Raw genomic sequence first — 17,208 nt, 5'->3', positions numbered from 1 at the left:
CGGCGCGGCCGGGGGCCCGTCAGGATCGCCACCAATCGTCGCGCCCGCCGAACCGAGAGGCCTCGTGCAGGGAGTGCAGGGCCTGGTAGTTGATGAAGGCGAAGTACCCCATGAAAATCGTCATGAACATGTTCTGGCCGCGGATGCCAAGGAAGAGCGCCAGGAGGCCGGCGGTGACGAACGAGATGCCGTGCCCCCAGCGCGCCCCCTCCCGGCGGTTGACCTGGGAGAGCACCACCTGGGTCGCCTGGCCGCCGTCGAGCGGCCAGATCGGCATCAGGTTGATGATCGACCAGTAGAGGTTGATCTGCACCAGCATGGAGTAGAGCACCAGCGCCTGGTACCCGCCGATCTTGCCGACGCCCCGGAACAGCTCGGCCGCGTCCGGCTCCAGCCCCAGGAAGGGCATCGAGAGTGCCAGGTGTTCGCGCGGGGTGATGCCGTACGCGAGGGAGTAGGCCCCGATCGTCGCCAGGTAGAGGGACACCCCCGCCGCGGGGCCGGCCAGCAGCACCGCGAGCCGCTGGCCGGGCGTGCGCTCGCCCCCCGTATAGCATAGCCCGCCGAAGCTATAGAGGAGGATTGAAGGGTCGGATCCGAACCGCCTTCCCATCAGCGCGTGCCCGAGCTCGTGCACGAGGATCGAGACGAAGACGCAGCCGACCCAGGCGAGGACCACCCCCAGGCCCGCCTCGCCCGACGCCCCGAGCAGGGCGCTGATGACCCAGAACCAGGGATGGACCCGGACGGGGATCCCCAGGATCTGGAAGCGGAGGTCGTAACGGGTCTCGGCGGTATCGGTGAACATCAAAGCCTCGCGGTCGAGCGTCGCTGGATGCGATCGGGGCGTCGAGCCTACAATACTACCCTCGCGCCCGCCCTCCAGGCCAACGGGCGCGGCCACGTTCCCGGCCGTACCCCCCGCTCGACCGACCTTCCCCCATGAAATTCACGAAGATGCACGGCCTCGGCAACGACTACGTCTACGTCGAGGCATTCACCCAGCCCGCCCCCGCCGACCCCGTCGCACTGGCGCGGGCCGTCAGCGACCGCCATTTCGGCGTCGGCTCCGACGGCCTCATCCTGATCCTCCCCAGCGACAAGGCGGACGCGCGGATGCGCATGTTCAACGCCGACGGCTCCGAGGGGGAGATGTGCGGCAACGGCGTGCGCTGCGTCGCCAAGTATATCCACGACCACGACATCGCCCGCAAGCCGCGCGTCACGGTGGAGACCGGCCGCGGCGTCCTGACGCTCGACCTGACCGTCGAGGGGGACGAGGCCCGGCTCGTCCGGGTCGACATGGGGACGCCGATCCTCGACCCCGCGCTGATCCCGACCACCCTGCCCGGCCACCCCGTCGTCGACGCCCCGGTCGAGGTGGGCGGCAAGGAGCTGAAGCTCACCGCCGTCTCCATGGGGAACCCCCACGCGGTCCTTTTCGTCGACGACGTGGCCGAGTTCCCCCTCGAAGCCCTCGGGCCGCTGATCGAGCGCCACGCGGCGTTCCCCCGCCGCGTGAACTTTCACGCCGCCGAGGTGATCTCTCCCGCCGAGGTCCGGATGCGGACGTGGGAGCGCGGCTCCGGCGTCACCCTCGCCTGCGGCACGGGCGCGTGCGCCGTCGCGGTCGCCGGCGTGCTCGCCGGTCGGACCGGCCCGCGCGTCCTCGCCCACCTCCCCGGCGGCGACCTCGAACTCGAATGGGCCGACCGCTCCGCCCCCGTCTTCATGACCGGCCCCGCCACCGAGGTCTTCTCCGGCGTCTTGCGCGATTCCTGAGCGATCGCCACGCCACGCCACGCCGCCTCGGGCGCGACGCCACCGCGCGTCGCGCCCTCGCCTCCCCCCTCCTCTCCCATCTCTCCAGGTCCTATCGTTCCGCATCCAAGCATTGGGATTCCGGCATCCCGACAGATTTGCTTTGACATCGAGTCTCAGTGCCGATACAGTCCGCCACAGTGAGACTGAATCTCAATCGCATGGTTCGCCGCGACGCGCCGGGGCTGGTGTCCCGGGGGCGGCGAGCATCGCGATCGCGGACATCGGAGAATCGACCCATGACGAAGCGTCCCGGCGGCGATCGGCGAGCCTTCACGCTGATCGAGCTACTGGTGGTGATCGCGATCATCGCCGTGCTGATCTCTCTCCTGCTACCGGCCGTCCAGGCGGCCCGCGAGGCGGCCCGCCGGATCCAATGCACCAACAACCTGAAGCAGATCGGTCTGGCGGTGATGAATTATGAGAGCGCCACGAACGTCCTGCCCCCCGCGATGCAGGGCGGTATGATGTACACGTACATGAACCACACCGGGTTCGCGTTCCTGATGCCGTTCATCGAGCAGGGGGGCGTCTACAACGCCTTCAATTTCAGCCTGGGCGCGCTCTCGGGCGGCGTGACTTATCAGGGCTGGTCGGCGCCCGGGAATACCACGGCGCTGGGGTCACAGTTCGGCATGTTCCTGTGCCCGTCGAACCGCGCGACCGGCGATGTCGGGGCCTCGTACTCCACGGGCTATAGCTGGAGCCTGAGCAAGGTCGCCGTGACCGACTATGCATTCAACGGCGGGGCCGGCCGCTACTCGATCAAGGGCTTCGGCGAGACGAACCGGATGGGCCCCTTCGGGTTCGACACCGCCACCCGGCTGGCCGAGATCACCGACGGCACCAGCAACACGATGCTGCTGGGCGAGTCGGCCGGCGGCAACCAGCGGAACAAGTACTACGCCTCCGGCAACGAATCTCGCGTGTGCCTCCCCCTGGCGTCGTTCAACGCGGCCGGCCCGGTCTATTACGACAACATCATGTTCATGGCCTACGGCCGCGACCGGACCTGGGCCCGCGACGGTGTGAATTCGCGGATCATCGGCGGCATCGTCGCCCGCACCGTCGACTCGGTGGGCAACGCCTACGCCGTCAACGACTGCGGGACCAACTCCATCACCGACGTCTACGACTCGCCCCCGGGCGTCCCCTACCCCCAGCCCGCCCAGCGGATGCCCAACTTCCGCTCGGCCCACCCCGGCATGACCAACTTCCTCTTCGGCGACGGCACCGTCCGGGCCGTCAAGGACTCGGTCTCGCCGCAGACCTATCAGGCGCTGTCGACCATGGGGGGCGGCGAGGTCATCTCGTCCGACTCGCTGTGAGCGACGCGATCCGCCCCGACGATCGGCGTGGGCCGCGCCTCCGCGGGGCCCTGCCGGCACCGGCCCTCGCCCTCCTGGCGCTCGCCTGGTCGGCCCCCGGCTGCGGCGACTCGTCCCCCCCCCCGGTCAGCCCGGTCGTCGCCGTCGACTCCGAGGAGGCCCGCAAGGCGCTCGCGGAGGACCAGGCCAACCGCGAGGCGCTGAAGCGGAAGGAGGCCAAGGCCGCTCGCAGGAAGAAGATCGAACTCCCCGCCGAGCCGGAATGACCGGCGCGGCTCCTCGACCGAACTCCATCCCCCGAATCCGAGAGACCGAGACCCCATGACTCACGCCCGCCCGCGCAAGTTCCTCATGGCGCTGTCCATCGCCGCGGTCGTCGCCCTACCGCGGCCCGCCTGGGCCCACTTCATCTGGATGAAGGCCGAGCCGGGCCCGAAGCCCGCGGAGACGGTCGTCCGGGCCTTCTTCAACGAGGAGCCCGAGCCCGACGCCCAGTTCCTGAAGTACCTGAAGGATCTGAGGCTCACCGTCGACGGCCAGGCCGTCCCCTCCGCGCTCGCCGAGGACTCCCGCGTGGCGTCGTGGGTCGGCAAGCCGCCGGTCGTCGTCGACGCCGAGCATGACCTGGGCGTCAACGCGCGGGGCAAGTCGTCCCATCGCCTCTACTACACGGCCCGCGCCCAGACCGAGGCGGTCGCCGAGGGGTCGAAGGAAGCCGCCGACAAACTCCGCGTCCGCGTCGTCACGGCCGACTCGACCCCCGTGCTGGAGGTCCTCTACGACGGCGAGCCGGTCGCCGGCGCCCGCGTGAAGGTCTATCCGGCCGAGGCCGAGCCGATCGAGCTGACCGCCGACGACCACGGCCGCGTCGCCGTCGAGGGCCTGGCCGAGGGTCGCGCCGGGGTGTGGGCGAACCACGTCGACAAGACGGCCGGCGAGCTGGACGGCAAGGCGTTCGAGGAGACCCGCTACTACGCCACGCTCATCTTCACCCCCGCCGCGACGCTGTGCGCCGGCAAGTCGGCGATCGACGTGACGACGATCGCCAACGTCCCCGCCCCGGCCGTCAACAGCTTCGGCGGCGCGGTGCTGGGCAAGTGGCTCTACATCTACGGCGGGCACGTCGGCGAGACCCACTCGTATGACGTGAACACCACGGCCAAGAACTTCCGCCGGCTGGACCTGGAAGACGGCAAGACGTGGGAAGAGCTGCCGATGGAGAAGGACCTCCAGGGGGTCGCCCTGGTGTCCGACGGCCGGTACCTCTACCGCCTGGGCGGGATGGTCGCCGCCAACCAGCCGGGCGAGGAGCACGACCTCCACTCCGTCGCCGACTTCTCCCGGTTCGACCCGGAGAGCAAGACCTGGACGGCCCTCGCCCCCCTCCCCGAGCCGCGCTCGACCCACGACGCCGTCGTCATCGGCCGGACGGTCTACGCCGCTGGCGGCTGGCACATGAAGGGGGCCGACGAGGACAGCGAGTTCCTCGACTGCCTCGTCGCCTTCGACCTGGATCGGCCCGAGGCCGGCTGGAAGAAGATCCCGCAGCCGTTCCGGCGTCGCGCCCTGTCGGTCGCCGCGCATGACGGCAAGCTCTACGTCCTGGGCGGCCTGATCGGCGGCGGGATGAGGGTCGATCGGGGCGTCGACGTCTACGACCCCGCCACGGGCTCATGGGCGAAAGGCCCCGAGCTGCCGGGCGGCGGCCGGACCGAGGGCTTCGGGACGTCGGCCTTCGAGGTCGCGGGCCGGATCTACTACAGCGGCTCGTCCGGCCGGATCTTCCGGCTGAACGACGCCGGCGACGCCTGGGAGGCCGTCGGCGCCTGGGCCCTGCCCCGGCTGACCCACCGGCTTCTCCCCGGCCCCGGCGACACGATCATCGCCGTCGGCGGCGCGGCGCGGGGCGCGTCCCAGACGCCGGTCATCGAGGCGGTCCCCGCCGTCCGCTGAGACGCGGCCTCGTCGAAAGGCTCGCTCGCCGGCCTCGCCCGTCTTCGGAGGGCGAGGCCGGCGTCGCGCGGGTCGACTGGGGTCAGGCGGGCCGGAGCGCCCCGGCGATCTGCCGCGCCAGCGCGGAGAGTTCCTCGGGCTGCTTCGCCGCCGGCGCCAGGCCGACCGCCCCGCCCCGGTCGGCGTCCCCCTCGCGGGGCGGGACGCGGACGGTATGGCTGCGGACGTCGTAGACGCCGTGGTAGACCTCGATGCCGGCGGCGCCCACCGTCTCCACCTGCTGCCTCAGCTCGAACGCGGAATAGGCCGCGTTCAGGTGGACGGCGGCGTCCGTCAGCGTCTCGTCGTAGTTCGCCGCCGCCGACGCGTCCGGCCCCCAGGTCGCGCGGAGGGCCCGGTCCGACTCGCGGACCGCGATGAAGACCCGCTGGAGGATGGCGCGGAGATTCGGCGAGACCGCCTTCGACCAGTAACGCGACGGGTCGAGATACGAGCCGACGGCCCCCTTCACCGCGCCGCAGCCGGTGTGGCCCAGCACCACGATCGCCCGGACGTGATCGGCGAGGGCCGTCAGCGAAAAATCGACCGACCCGGATAGCACCGCGCTGATGACGTTGCCGGCGTTGCGGATCACGAAAAGGTCGTTGTAACCCTGGCCGAAGATCATCTCCATCGGCACCCGGGCGTCCGAGCAGCCCACGACCACCGCGAACGGCGCCTGCGCGGGGTATTCTTCCGGCGAATGGTGCAGGATCGACGGCAGCCCACCGCAGGAGAGCACCAGCTCGTTCACCTGCTCCGAGTCGACCGACCCGTGCTCGTGGATGGAGTGACGGCAGGCGGTGATCCACTCGGCGAACCGGCGATTGCCTTCCAGCAGCGCCTCTCGCGCCTCGTCGCTGTTGGAGGGTCGGCTCACGTCCGGGCTGGCGGGGTTGTAGCGCAGGTCGTGTCGCGGCATGCTTCGGTCCTTCCTTAAGGGAGGGTGGCACAGGGCCGAGAAGTCCTCGCGGCGCGGGCGACGCGAGGGTGGCTTTGCAGGTCGCGGACGGTCGGCAGCGGCTCGAACGCCCCCGACTCGGCGATGATCGCTCCGATCGCTTCCTCCTGGTCATGACCGATCTCGAGGATCAACCGGCCGCCCGGCTTCAGCAGCGGGGCGGCCTGCGCGACCAGGCGGCGGTAGGCCGAGAGCCCGTCCGGGCCCCCGTCCAGCGCCGCCCGTGGTTCGTAGTCCTTGACGCTCGGGTCCAGCCGGTCGACCTCCGCCGTCGCGATGTACGGCGGGTTGGAGACCACCACGTCGAACGGCCCACGACCGGCGGCGGGGGCGAGCAGGTCCCCGCGCATGAACTCGATACGCTCGGCGACCCCGTGGCGTTCGGCGTTTCGCGCCGCCACCTCGAGCGCCTCGGGCGAGAGGTCGACGGCCAGGAACCGCGCGCCGGGCTTGTGCCGGGCGCAGGCGACGGCGATGCAGCCCGAGCCGGTCCCCACGTCGACCGCCGAGGGCTCCTCGATCTCCTTCACCGCGTCGAGGAACTCGATGACGACGAACTCGGTCTCCGGCCTGGGGATCAGGACGGCCGGCGTCACGTCGAAGCGGAGCGAGTAGAACTCCTTCCGCCCGACCAGGTAGGCGACCGGCGCCCCCTCGGATCGGCGGCGCACCAGCTCGCGGAACTCGGTCCGGCCGCGATCGCCGACGATCTCCTCGTGATGGGTGTAGAGCCGGACCCGCTCATACCCCAGGACGTGCGCCAGCATGACCTCGGCGTCGAGGCGAGGGCTGTCCGAGCCCTTGCGCCCTAGGAAGTCGGTCGTCCAGGCGAGGAGACGGCGGATCGTCCACTCGTCGTCGGGGGGCATGGGGCCTCGCTCCGTGAGGGTGGGTCGGGTCAGAGGTCGCCCAGCCGCTCGCGGCGGTCGTGGTCGACCAGCGCCGAGAGCAGGTCGCCCATGTCTCCCTGGATCACGCGGTCCAGGTTGTACAGGGTCAGGCCGACGCGGTGGTCGGTGACGCGGTTCTGGGGGAAGTTGTAAGTCCGGATCCGCTGCGAGCGGTCGCCCGAGCCGATCAGCGTGCGCCGGGCCTCGTCGCGCTCGGAGCGGGTCTTCTCCTGGAGCCGCTCGTAGATGCGGGTGCGGAGGACGCGGAACGCCTTGGCCTTGTTCTTGTGCTGGCTGCGCTCGTCTCGGCAGTTGACGACGATCCCGGTGGGGTGGTGCGTCAGCCGGACGCCGCTCTCGGTCTTGTTCTGGTGCTGGCCGCCGGGGCCGCCGGAGCACATCAGGTCGATCCGGACGTCCTCCGGCCTGATGTCGATCTCCACGTCCTCGGGCTCCGGGAGCGCCGCGACCGTGGCCGCCGAGGTGTGGATGCGGCCCTGGGTCTCGGTCCGCGGCACGCGCTGCACGCGGTGGCCGCCGCTCTCGAACTGGAGGAGCCGGAAGGCGCCCTCCCCCGCGATGCTGAAGGAGACCTCGCGGAAGCCCCCCAGCTCGGTCGCCTCCATGTCGAGCAGCTCGAACTTCCAGCGCATGGACTCGGCGAAGCGGCGGTACATCTCGTACAGGTCGCGGGCGAACAGCGCCGCCTCGTCCCCGCCGGCGCCGGCGCGGATCTCCATGATGAGGGCGGCGTGGTCGGCCCCGGCCTCGCGGTCGTACACCAGGTCGCGCAGGGACTCGGCGTCGGCCTCGCGCCGACGCTTGAGCGTGGCGAGTTCCCCCTCGGCGTACGACCGCATCTCCGGGTCGTCCTCGCAATCGACGAGGGTCTCGGCCTCCTCGATCTGGTGGCCGAGGTCCAGGTAGCGGCCGTAGAGGGTCGCGACCTTGGCGACCTTGCCGCGCTCGCGGGAGAGGGCCGCGACGCGCGCGGGGTCGGCGGCGACGGCGGGGTCGAGCAGCGATCGCTCGATCTCCAGGAAGCGTCGGTAATCCGCTTGCAGCTTCTCGAACACGGGCTGGGGGCCCTAACGGCCATGGTGCTGGCGAGTCCCGGCCGATCCGCTCCGGTCCCCCCCCCCCGCAAGGGGAGGAGGGGCGTCGTCGCAGTCCTCTGCGTCGGGAGGCGAGGCGCGCATCGGGGCGAGATCGGTCGGTCGGCGAGGGGTCGGCTCAGGCCTTGGCGGGCTCGGCGGCGGGTTCGGCGGCGGCCGCCGCCTTCTTGGCCTTGCCGTAGGTCCCCTGGAACTTCTTGTTGAACTTGTCGACTCGGCCGGCCGCGTCCACGAACTTCACCGAGCCGGTGAAGAACGGGTGGCACTTCGAGCAGACCTCGACCACGATCTTGGGGCGGGTGCTGCGCGTCTGGAACGAGTTGCCGCAGCCGCAGGTGACCGTCGACTCGATGTACTTGGGGTGGATGCCGTCTTTCATGGCCGTCCGTCTCTTCTCGAAGGCTCGGGTCGGGAATGGGAGCAGCCGCGCGCGGTTCGGAGTCCGGGCGCGGCCGAAGTCGTCATTGTATCACAGCGGCCGGACGAGGCCCAAGGTCACTTCACCTCCCCGCGTCGAGGCGGGAGACCACGTCCTTCTCCACTTCGTCGTAGGTGAACTGATTGTTCGGGTCGTCCATGGTGAATCGCTTCACCTCCTTGCCGTCGGGCCCGAACAGGAAGACGGCCGGGATGGCTCCGATGTCCAGCTTCTCGTAGCCCAGGCCGAACTCCTCCTCGAGGAGCACGTTGGTGAAGTCCGCCTTCTGCTCGCGGAGGAACTCCTCGGCGTCGGCGACGGCCTTGGCGTCCTCGGGGTCGTCGATCGACAGCGAGACGACGGCCAGGCCCTTCGAGGCGTACTTCTTGTGCATCTCGACGAGGTGCGGGAAGTTCTCCTTGCACGGGCCGCAGGTGGTGGCCCAGGCGTCGACCACCGTGAACTTGGTCCCTTCTGGCGGGGAGGCCAGGTGCTTCTGGAACTGGTCCCAGGTGAGGCGCTGCAGCGCGATCGGCTCGGCGGCGAGGCCGGGGAGGGCGAGGCAGGCGATCAGGCCCAGCGTCAGGAGGGCGGCGTTGCGGATCATGGCCGTCGGGTCCTCGGCGGGTCGGGGTGGAGGGTGTGGGCGGAAGCGAAGCGGGCCGCCGGATGGTCTGTCCGGCGGCCCGCGCGTGCGTCGATCGATCCCGGCGGGGTCGGATCAGTTGTTGTAGGAGATGCCGCAGCCGGTGGCGCGGGTTTCCTTGACGGCCGGGGCCTTGCCGGCCAGCACGGCGTCGACGGCGTCCTTCAGGTAGTGCTTGGTGACCTTGTCTTCCTGGTTGTGGTTGTCGTCGATCGCGCCGAGGTAGGCGATGTTGCGATCCTTGTCCAGGACGAAGACGGTCGGCGTGACGGTCGCGCCGTAGGCCTTGCCGATGGCCTTGCTCTCGTCGTGGCCGTAGACGTAGTTGATCTTGCCGTCGTTCTTGTCGGCCAGCCGCTTCTTGATGGCGGGCAGCTTGTCGGAGTCGCGATGGTCGACGGCGACGCCGACGACGCGGACGCCCTTGTCCTTGTACTCGCTGGTGAACTCGTTCAGGCGGTCCTCGCAGGCCACGACGACCGGGCAGTGGTTGGCCAGGAAGACGAGCACCACCACGTCTTCCTTGATGTCCGACAGCGTGAGGCTAGCCTCCTCGCCGTTGGGGGCGACGGCCGGGATGCCCGCGAAGTCCGGGGCCTTGTCGCCGGCGCTCAGGACCTTGTTGAACTCGCCGGCGAACGCCGGGGTGGCCAGGGCGAGGGCGACCATGCTCAGGAGGACTTTCCGCATCGATGCTGACTCCGTCTGGGGTGTGAGGTCCGGGCGAGGGCATCGACGAGGCCCGCGCCCTCGGGCGAATCACCGATCGGTCGAGGGGGGGGCCGCCCGCGGCGGGCCCCCGAACACTCAGCTCCCTTGAAGAGAGCGTTGAAGCCGGTCTCCGCGGCCCGTCCGGCCGCGCCATTCGGGACGGCCCAAAAGGGCCGTCGCATCGCACTCGCTGTCGCTTTCCGACGATGAACGTCCCGATTATAAGACCCCGGTGAGGCCAGTCAACAACCCCGCGCGCGGCGTCGTCGAGCCATGCCAGCATGGCGTCGACGGCCCGGAAGCCACGGCGGCGCGAGACTCAGCGCCGGCGGGCGGCCCATCCGGCGGCGTTGCCGATCGCGTGGCGCAACGACGGGTGGTGCAGGACGGGGTACGACTCGGGGCCGGCGCGGAGGTAGGCCACGCGCCCCTTGCCGACGGTCCAGGTCATGCCGCTGCGGACGGTCTCGCCCCGCTCCCAGCTCGAGACGAAGACGACGGTCTCCGGCTCGGGGACGGCGAACGGCTCCGAGAACATGTCGGTCCGCGGGATCGTGAACGGCGCGACCCCGGCGGCGATGGGGTGGTCGGGCGCGCGGACGGCGATGAACTCGGGGCGGCCGTCCTCGCGCCAACTCCCCGGTTCGCACGGCATGCTGTCCATCAGAAGGCGGAAAGGCTTGCTCCGGTACGAGCCGTACAGCGCGACCAGCCCCAACCGCCCCTCGCGGACCCGCGCGGCGACCGCCTCGGCGCGATCGTCGGGGACCTCGTCGTGGCGGTCGCGGCCCCACCATAGCAACACGTCGGTCTGGTCGAGCGTCCCGTCGTCCAGCCCCGCGGCGGGCTCGTCGAGCAGGCCGCGCGAGACGACCAGTTCGGGCCGCCGCGCCACCGCCTCCACCAGCGCGGCGTCGACCCCTTCGGGGTATGCCGCCGTGACCGTCTCCCCTTCGCACCAGACCCGCACCCGCACGACCCCCGTCGATTGGCCCAGGGCGGGCGCCTCGTGCCACGCGGCGACGAACCCGCAGAGCGGGACCAGTGTACGCGCGATGGACCGGAGATGGTTCTTCAATGCGGCCTCCTGGAGTGCGGGGTCCAGGCTTCGGGGTCCGAGGGAGGGGTGTAGGGCGGGCGAAGCCCCGGCGTCGAATCCGGCGGGACTCCAGCGAACATCGTACATGCCCCCCGGCGCAAGGACAACAGAATCCCACGGATCGGGAATGCCATTCGAAATCGGCGGCGCGGGGCCGCCGAATCCACCGGGCGAGGAAAAAGATCCGGAAACGTGAAATCGCCGTCCTCACGCCGCGGACTGTTACTAGAGATCGTGGACCTCGCTCCTTGACAACCCGGCATCGGTAACAGGCCAGTGACGGGCCGTCGCGGCGGAAGCGTCGTCGCGCAATCCCCGCGATCCAACCTCGGCCGACGGCCGGTCGTCCACGCCCCCGCCCCCTTGACCTCCCGGGCGAAACGGATCCCGGCGACCGCCGGCGGCGATCGAGATCCATATTCGAAAATGACGAACGAAGCCAACGGAGTTCCTGCTCAACAGGTTGTTGGTAAATAAGTTGGGGCGAAACCCGAGATGTCCCGCGTCGACGAACGAACCCAACCGTGGGGTACTGCCCTCGGACCGCGCGAGCCTCGCGAGCTTCTCACGAGGATGCCCCCCCGCCCCCGGGGTTGTGCGATTCGCCGGGTTGCTGTACAAGGCCATCGCCGCGATGCGCGAGGTCGCCTTCCCGGAGCGGGGGCGGCCTATCAGGGATGAGAACCGTTCGCAAGGGCCGGGCACGGCGGGAGGCCGAAGGTGGCGTACGACAAGAAGCAGGCGACGGAGGAGTTCGGCCGCTGGAGCGAGAGCTACGACCGTTGCGTGCTGCAATGGCTCCTGTTCGGCCCCTCGCACCGGGCTCTGATCCGTCGGATCAGCGACGTGGCCGGGGACAGGCCGATCAACATCCTGGACGTCGGCTGCGGGACCGGCGTCTTCGCCGCCCGCGTCCGCGAGGCGCTCCCGTCGGCGCGGGTCTACGGGGTCGACCTCGTCTCGGGCATGCTGGCCCAGGGGGCGAGGCGCTGGGAGGCGCTGGCCGATCACGTCCACCCGGTCCAGGGGGACAGCGAACGCCTGCCGTTCGCCGAGGGCTCGTTCGACTTCGTCACCTGCGCCAACAGCTTCCACCACTACCCCGACCAGGAGGCGGCGGTCGCGGAGATGCATCGGGTGCTGAAGCCCGAGGGCCGGCTGCTCCTGATCGACGGCTACCGCGACGCCCCCTGGGGCTGGTTCATCTATGATGTTTGCGTGACCTTCCGGGAGGGGAACGTCCACCACGCCTCCGCCCGCCGGTTCCGCGAGTTGCTCGGCCGCGCGGGATTCCAGGCGGTCGCCCAGAAGGTCCACCGCGGCCTCGCCCCGTTCCTCCTGAACGAGGCCATCGCCGCCGAGCCCGCCCCGATCTATCCGGCCCCCCACTTCAACCTCTCCAGCACCATGCTCGGCCGGCCGGAGGCCCCCGTCGAGCGCCGCGTCGGGGCCTGATCGGGGCGAGTCCGCTTTGCCCGCCAGAGCGCTTTGGCACGCTTCGCGAGCCCGCCGGGGCGAGAACCGGCGGGCTCGCGGTCGTATGAGTGCGGGGACGGCGCGACGAATCCCGCCTGTCGGGCGGGGCGTCGCGATGGTATATCTAGCCGTTTCCCTCTTCGGACATCGGCCCCCGATCGACGAACCGAATGGACCCCCGAGCGCCGGTCGCGCGGGGCCCGGTCGGCTCGTGGGCGGCCCCGCGTGGCGGAAGGCGGAGCGAGTCGTGCAGCGCGTCGAGACCGATCGAGAGGCATGGGAACGCGCGCTCGGCGAGGTCGCCCGGGGCGTCGCCGCGAACCCCGGCGAAGGCCCCCCCCGGCTCCTGGAGCCGGGCTCGGCCCCCCCGGCCGGGGCCGCGTTCATCCCCCCCCAGCCGCTCGAACTCCTGGGAGACGCCTCCTTCCGTCGCCTCCACGGCGTCCGCCACGCCGTCGTCGCCGGGGCGATGGCCAACGGCATCGCCTCCGTCGAGCTGGTCGAGGCCATGGGCCGCGCGGGCATGCTCGGATTTTTCGGCTCCGCCGGCCTCCCCGTCGACGCCGTCGAGCGGGCCGTCGACCGGATTCAGGGTGGTTTGGGCGACAAAGCGCCTTGCGGCTTCAACCTGATCCACAGCCCGTCGGAGCCGGCGATCGAGTCCGCCGTGGTCGACCTCTACCTCCGGCGCGGGGTAAGGCTGGTGGAGGCGTCGGCTTACCTGGGCCTGACGCCGTCGGTGGTGCGATACCGGGTCTCCGGGATCCATCGCGACGAGCGCGGGCGAGTGGTCGTCCCGAATCGGATCGTGGCCAAGGCCTCGCGCGTGGAGGTGGCCTCGCGGTTCCTGGCCCCCCCTCCCGAGAAGATCCTCCGCGAGCTGGTGGCGCAAGGGGCGATCTCGGCCGACCAGGCCGCGATGGCCGCGACGATCCCCATGGCCGAGGACCTCACCGCCGAGGCCGATTCCGGCGGCCACACCGACAACCAGCCGCTGGTGGTCCTCCTCCCCACGTTCCTCGCGCTCCGCGACAGGATGGCCGCCGAGCACGGGTATGACCGCCCGTTGCGCGTGGGGGCCGCCGGCGGGATCTCGACCCCCTGGGCGGCGGCCGGGGCGCTGGCGATGGGGGCAGCGTACCTCGTGACCGGGTCGGTCAATCAGGCATGCGTGGAGGCCGGCACGTCCGACGCCGTCCGGGCGATGCTGGCGAAGGCCCAGCAGGCCGACGTGGCCATGGCCCCCGCCGCCGACATGTTCGAGATGGGCGTGAAGGTCCAGGTCCTCAAGCGCGGGACCATGTTCGCCATGCGGGCCGCGAAACTGTACGAATACTACCGCGCCCATGACCGGATCGAGTCCATCCCCGAGGCCGACCGCCAGGCGCTGGAGAAGACGATCTTCCGGCTGCCGCTGTCCGAGGTCTGGGAGCAGACGCGGGCCTTCTTCGCCCGCCGCGACCCGTCCCAGATCGCCCGGGCCGAGGCCGACCCCAAGATCAAGATGGCGTTGGTGTTCCGCTGGTATCTCGGCCAGGCGTCGCGCTGGGCGAACGTCGGCGAGCCGTCGCGGGCGGTCGACTACCAGGTCTGGTGCGGCCCGGCGATGGCCGCGTTCAACGACTGGACCCGCGGGTCGTTCCTGGAGGCCCCCGAGGCCAGGCGCGCCCCGGACGTCGCCCTGAACATCCTCTATAACGCGGCCGTCCTCCTGCGGGCTCGGGCCGCCGCCATGCAGGGCGTCATCCTCCCCGACGGCATCCCCCGGCTCGCCCCCCTGCCGCGCGAAGAGATTGAGAAGCGGGGGGCGAAACCTTAACATGGGGAGTCGATCCTCACGCCTACCGGCCGCCCATTCGACCCAGACATCCCACCCGTCCCGCATCGACGCTCGAAAGGGAAGTGACTTGAACCAGGCCGATCCACCGTCGTCCGTCCCGGTGGCCGTCGTCGGGATGGGCTGCCTGTTCCCGAAGGCCGAGGATCTGGAGCGCTTCTGGTCCAACATCCGCGGTCGGCTGGACGCGATCGACGAGGTCCCGGAGACCCACTGGCGGCCCGAGGACTACCACGACGCCGACCCCAAGGCGCCCGATCGGACCTACGCGCGTCGGGGCGGGTTCCTCGCCCCGGTCGACTTCCCGCTGATGGACTTCGGGATCGCCCCGAACGCCGTCGAGGCGACCGACACCACCCAGCTCCTGGGCCTGCTGGTGGCGCGCCGGGCGCTGGAGGACGCGGGCTACGGCGCGGGGGGGCGCGACTTCGCGCGAGATCGGACGAGCGTGATCCTGGGCGTGACCGGGACGCTGGAGCTGGTCATCCCGCTGGCGAGCCGCCTGGGCCACCCCGCCTGGCGCAAGGCGCTGGACGACGCCGGGGTGGATCGGGGCACGGCCGACGACGTGGTGCGACGGATCGCCGACTCCTACGTCGGCTGGCAGGAGGCGTCGTTCCCGGGCCTGCTGGGGAACGTGGCGGCCGGGCGGATCGCCAACAAGCTCGACCTGGGGGGGACCAACTGCGTCGTCGACGCCGCCTGCGGCAGCTCGCTGGGGGCGGTGAACCTGGCGCTGCTGGAGCTGGCCGCCGGCCGCTGCGACGTGGCCCTCACCGGCGGGCTGGACACCTTCAACGACATCTTCATGTATATGTGCTTCAGCAAGACCCCCGCGCTGTCGCCCTCGGGCGACGCCCGGCCGTTCTCGGCCGACGGCGACGGGACGATCCTGGGCGAGGGCCTGGGGATCATGGTCCTGAAGCGGCTGGCCGACGCCGAGCGCGACGGCGACCGGATCTACGCGGTCATCAAGGGGATGGGGGCCTCCAGCGACGGCGGCGGCCAGGCCGTCTACGCCCCCAAGGCGGCGGGACAGGCGAAGGCCCTGCGCAGGGCGTACGAGGCCGCCGGGGTCGACCCAAGGACGATCGGCCTGGTGGAGGCCCACGGCACCGGGACGAGGGTGGGCGACGGGATCGAGGTCGAGGCGCTGGAGGAGGTCTACCGCGCCGCCGGAGCGGCCCCGCGCTCGGTGGCCCTGGGCTCGGTGAAGTCGCAGATCGGACACACCAAGGCGGCGGCCGGCGCGGCGGGGCTGGTGAAGGCCGCGCTGGCGCTCTACCACAAGGTCCTGCCGCCGACGATCAAGGTCGACCGCCCGCTCGACCGCCTGGCGGCCGAGGACTCGCCGTTTTACGTCGCCACCGAGGACCGTCCCTGGTTGGCCGGCGACGCCCCCCGCCGCGCGGCGGTCTCGGCGTTCGGCTTCGGCGGCAGCAACTTCCACTGCGTGCTGGAGGAGGCCCGCCCCGACCGCCCCGCGATCGACTGGGGGGGGGACGTCCAGATCCTCGCCTACGCCGCCGACGACCCGAACGCCCTGGCGGCCTCGCTCCCCTCGTGGACCGCGACGACCCCCTGGGCCGACGTCCGGGCCGAGGCCGCGCGGAGCCGCGCCGCCTTCCGCCCCGGCCGGGCGCATCGCCTCCTCCTCGTCGCCCGCCGCGGCGACGACCTCCCCGCGCTGATCGCCGAGGCGAGGGCCGAAGGCAAGCCGGGGTCGAGGCGGGTCTTCCGGGGTCGGGGTCCGGCGGCCGGCAAGCTCGCGTTCCTGTTCCCCGGCCAGGGCTCGCAGTACGTCGGGATGGGCCGCGACCTGGCCTGCCGATTCCCCCGGATGCTCTCGGCGCTGGAGCGGGTCGGCCGCGAGACCGCCGGCCGCGTCCACCCGCCGCCGACGTTCTCCGACGAACGCCGCCGGCTCGACGACGAGGCCCTTCGCGACACCCGCCGCGCCCAGCCGGCCATCGGCGCGACCTCGCTGGGGATGCTCGGGATCCTGGAGGACTTCGGCGTCCGCCCCGACATGGCCGCCGGCCACAGCTTCGGCGAGCTGACCGCGCTGCACGCCTGCGGCCGGATCGACGCCGACGCCCTGCTCCGCCTGGCCGCCGAGCGCGGCGAGGCGATGGGGAGGTGCGCCGGGCGGGACGCCGGCGCGATGCTCGCCGCGTTCGCCCCGGCCGACGAGCTGGAGCGGCTGCTCCGCGACGGCGCCCCCGAGGTCGTGACGGCGAACAAGAACGGCCCGCGCCAGAGCGTCCTATCCGGCCCAACGGACGCGATCGCCCGCGCCGAGGCGCTGCTCCGCGAGGCCGGCGTCTCCGCCAAGCGCCTCCCCGTCTCCGCCGCCTTCCACAGCAGGCTGGTGGCCGACGCCGAGATCCCCTTCCGCGAGGCGCTCGAGTCGGTCGAGTTCCGGCCGTCGCCGGCGCCGACCTACGCCAACGCCACCGCCGAGGCCTACCCCGACGACGCCGACGCCGCCCGCGACCTGCTGGCCGACCAGCTCGCCAGCCCGGTCGAGTTCGCCGCGATGGTCGAGGCCATGCACCGCGACGGCGCCCGGCTGTTCCTGGAGGTCGGCCCGGACGCCGTCCTGACCGGGCTGGTCGGCCCTATCCTGGACGGGAAGCCCCACGCCGCCGCCGCGACCGACTCCCGGCGCGAGCCCGACGGCCTCCTCTCCCTGGCCGTCGCCCTGGCGACGGTCGCCGCGTCCGGCCGGCCCGTCGACCTCGCCCGCTGGGACGAGCGCTTCGTCCTCCCCGCGACCGACGGCAAGCGCGGCCTGACGGTCCCCGTCTGCGGCGCCCATCCGAGGCCCAAGGCGGCGGCGGCCCCCCCCGCGCCCCCGCGTCCTCGCGCCCCCGAACCCGGCCCGAAGCCCGCCCCGACCGCGATCGCGATC

The 17,208-nt window shown here is 71.5% G+C and carries 14 protein-coding genes and 1 pseudogene; 7 read left to right on the top strand and 8 right to left on the bottom strand.

The window, feature by feature from the left end:
* Positions 1-19: 19 nt before the first annotated feature.
* On the bottom strand, positions 20-808 hold the full coding sequence (locus WG209_RS17335) for a site-2 protease family protein (RefSeq protein ID WP_337176334.1): 789 nt from the start codon (positions 806-808) through the stop codon (positions 20-22).
* Positions 809-942: 134 nt separating this feature from the next.
* Between WG209_RS17335 and dapF the strand changes: the two genes are divergently transcribed.
* From dapF to WG209_RS17315, 4 genes are all read left to right on the top strand, one after another.
* The gene (gene dapF / locus WG209_RS17330; protein ID WP_337176333.1) at positions 943-1,782 is read left to right on the top strand and encodes a diaminopimelate epimerase; all 840 of its coding nucleotides are present in this window, start codon (positions 943-945) and stop codon (positions 1,780-1,782) included.
* A gap of 278 nt (positions 1,783-2,060) precedes the next feature.
* Positions 2,061-3,149 carry a DUF1559 domain-containing protein gene (locus WG209_RS17325; protein WP_337176332.1) on the top strand — a complete coding sequence of 363 codons (1,089 nt, stop codon included), beginning with the start codon at positions 2,061-2,063 and terminating at the stop codon, positions 3,147-3,149.
* On the top strand, positions 3,146-3,415 hold the full coding sequence (locus WG209_RS17320) for a hypothetical protein (protein WP_337176331.1): 270 nt from the start codon (positions 3,146-3,148) through the stop codon (positions 3,413-3,415). The genes WG209_RS17325 and WG209_RS17320 overlap by 4 nt, the downstream gene beginning before the upstream one ends.
* Positions 3,416-3,470: 55 nt before the next feature.
* Complete coding sequence (locus WG209_RS17315) at positions 3,471-5,102, top strand: galactose oxidase (RefSeq protein WP_337176330.1); 1,632 nt, start codon at positions 3,471-3,473, stop codon at positions 5,100-5,102.
* A gap of 82 nt (positions 5,103-5,184) precedes the next feature.
* On the opposite strand, the gene WG209_RS17310 is transcribed toward WG209_RS17315, so the two are convergent.
* The 7 genes and pseudogenes from WG209_RS17310 to WG209_RS17280 all read right to left on the bottom strand — a co-directional run bounded on the left by WG209_RS17310 (position 5,185) and on the right by WG209_RS17280 (position 10,960).
* Positions 5,185-6,063 (bottom strand): carbonic anhydrase, encoded by an 879-nt coding sequence (locus WG209_RS17310; RefSeq protein WP_337176329.1) that lies wholly within the window; start codon positions 6,061-6,063, stop codon positions 5,185-5,187.
* A gap of 14 nt (positions 6,064-6,077) precedes the next feature.
* Positions 6,078-6,971 carry a peptide chain release factor N(5)-glutamine methyltransferase gene (gene prmC / locus WG209_RS17305; RefSeq protein ID WP_337176328.1) on the bottom strand — a complete coding sequence of 298 codons (894 nt, stop codon included), beginning with the start codon at positions 6,969-6,971 and terminating at the stop codon, positions 6,078-6,080.
* A 29-nt stretch (positions 6,972-7,000) separates the two neighbouring features.
* Positions 7,001-8,068, bottom strand: a complete 1,068-nt coding sequence (gene prfA / locus WG209_RS17300) for a peptide chain release factor 1 (RefSeq protein ID WP_337176327.1) — start codon at positions 8,066-8,068, stop codon at positions 7,001-7,003.
* A gap of 232 nt (positions 8,069-8,300) precedes the next feature.
* Positions 8,301-8,486: pseudogene (gene rpmE, locus WG209_RS17295) on the bottom strand (50S ribosomal protein L31); the annotation flags it as partial.
* Between the two features lie 121 nt (positions 8,487-8,607).
* Positions 8,608-9,132: a TlpA disulfide reductase family protein gene (locus tag WG209_RS17290; protein WP_337176326.1), complete on the bottom strand. Its 525-nt coding sequence runs from the start codon at positions 9,130-9,132 to the stop codon at positions 8,608-8,610.
* A gap of 114 nt (positions 9,133-9,246) precedes the next feature.
* Entirely contained in the window at positions 9,247-9,861 is a 615-nt protein-coding gene (locus WG209_RS17285; RefSeq protein ID WP_337176325.1) for a redoxin family protein, read from the bottom strand.
* Between the two features lie 340 nt (positions 9,862-10,201).
* Positions 10,202-10,960, bottom strand: coding sequence for a ThuA domain-containing protein (locus WG209_RS17280; RefSeq protein ID WP_337176324.1), 759 nt, complete (start codon positions 10,958-10,960; stop codon positions 10,202-10,204).
* Between the two features lie 741 nt (positions 10,961-11,701).
* Between WG209_RS17280 and WG209_RS17275 the strand changes: the two genes are divergently transcribed.
* The 3 genes from WG209_RS17275 to WG209_RS17265 form a co-directional block, all read left to right on the top strand.
* Positions 11,702-12,436, top strand: a complete 735-nt coding sequence (locus tag WG209_RS17275; protein WP_337176323.1) for a class I SAM-dependent methyltransferase — start codon at positions 11,702-11,704, stop codon at positions 12,434-12,436.
* Between the two features lie 268 nt (positions 12,437-12,704).
* Positions 12,705-14,276 (top strand): PfaD family polyunsaturated fatty acid/polyketide biosynthesis protein, encoded by a 1,572-nt coding sequence (locus WG209_RS17270; RefSeq protein WP_337176322.1) that lies wholly within the window; start codon positions 12,705-12,707, stop codon positions 14,274-14,276.
* 88 nt (positions 14,277-14,364) lie between these two features.
* Positions 14,365-17,208 (top strand): beta-ketoacyl synthase N-terminal-like domain-containing protein (locus WG209_RS17265; protein ID WP_337176321.1); only part of this gene is annotated, 2,844 nt, incomplete at its 3' end.

This window comes from Paludisphaera sp. (genome assembly GCF_037189885.1).
In the GTDB taxonomy this organism is placed as follows: domain Bacteria; phylum Planctomycetota; class Planctomycetia; order Isosphaerales; family Isosphaeraceae; genus Paludisphaera.
Note: the sequence above shows the minus strand (reverse complement) of the source record. Positions and strands in the feature narration are given on the sequence as shown.

Coding starts and splice junctions, on each gene's coding strand:
- prmC (WP_337176328.1), bottom strand. CDS start 6,971: ATGCCCCCCGACGACGAGTGGACGATCCGCCGTCTCCTCGCCTGGACG.
- WG209_RS17310 (WP_337176329.1), bottom strand. CDS start 6,063: ATGCCGCGACACGACCTGCGCTACAACCCCGCCAGCCCGGACGTGAGC.
- WG209_RS17325 (WP_337176332.1), top strand. CDS start 2,061: ATGACGAAGCGTCCCGGCGGCGATCGGCGAGCCTTCACGCTGATCGAG.
- WG209_RS17335 (WP_337176334.1), bottom strand. CDS start 808: ATGTTCACCGATACCGCCGAGACCCGTTACGACCTCCGCTTCCAGATC.
- dapF (WP_337176333.1), top strand. CDS start 943: ATGAAATTCACGAAGATGCACGGCCTCGGCAACGACTACGTCTACGTC.
- WG209_RS17290 (WP_337176326.1), bottom strand. CDS start 9,132: ATGATCCGCAACGCCGCCCTCCTGACGCTGGGCCTGATCGCCTGCCTC.
- WG209_RS17315 (WP_337176330.1), top strand. CDS start 3,471: ATGACTCACGCCCGCCCGCGCAAGTTCCTCATGGCGCTGTCCATCGCC.
- WG209_RS17285 (WP_337176325.1), bottom strand. CDS start 9,861: ATGCGGAAAGTCCTCCTGAGCATGGTCGCCCTCGCCCTGGCCACCCCG.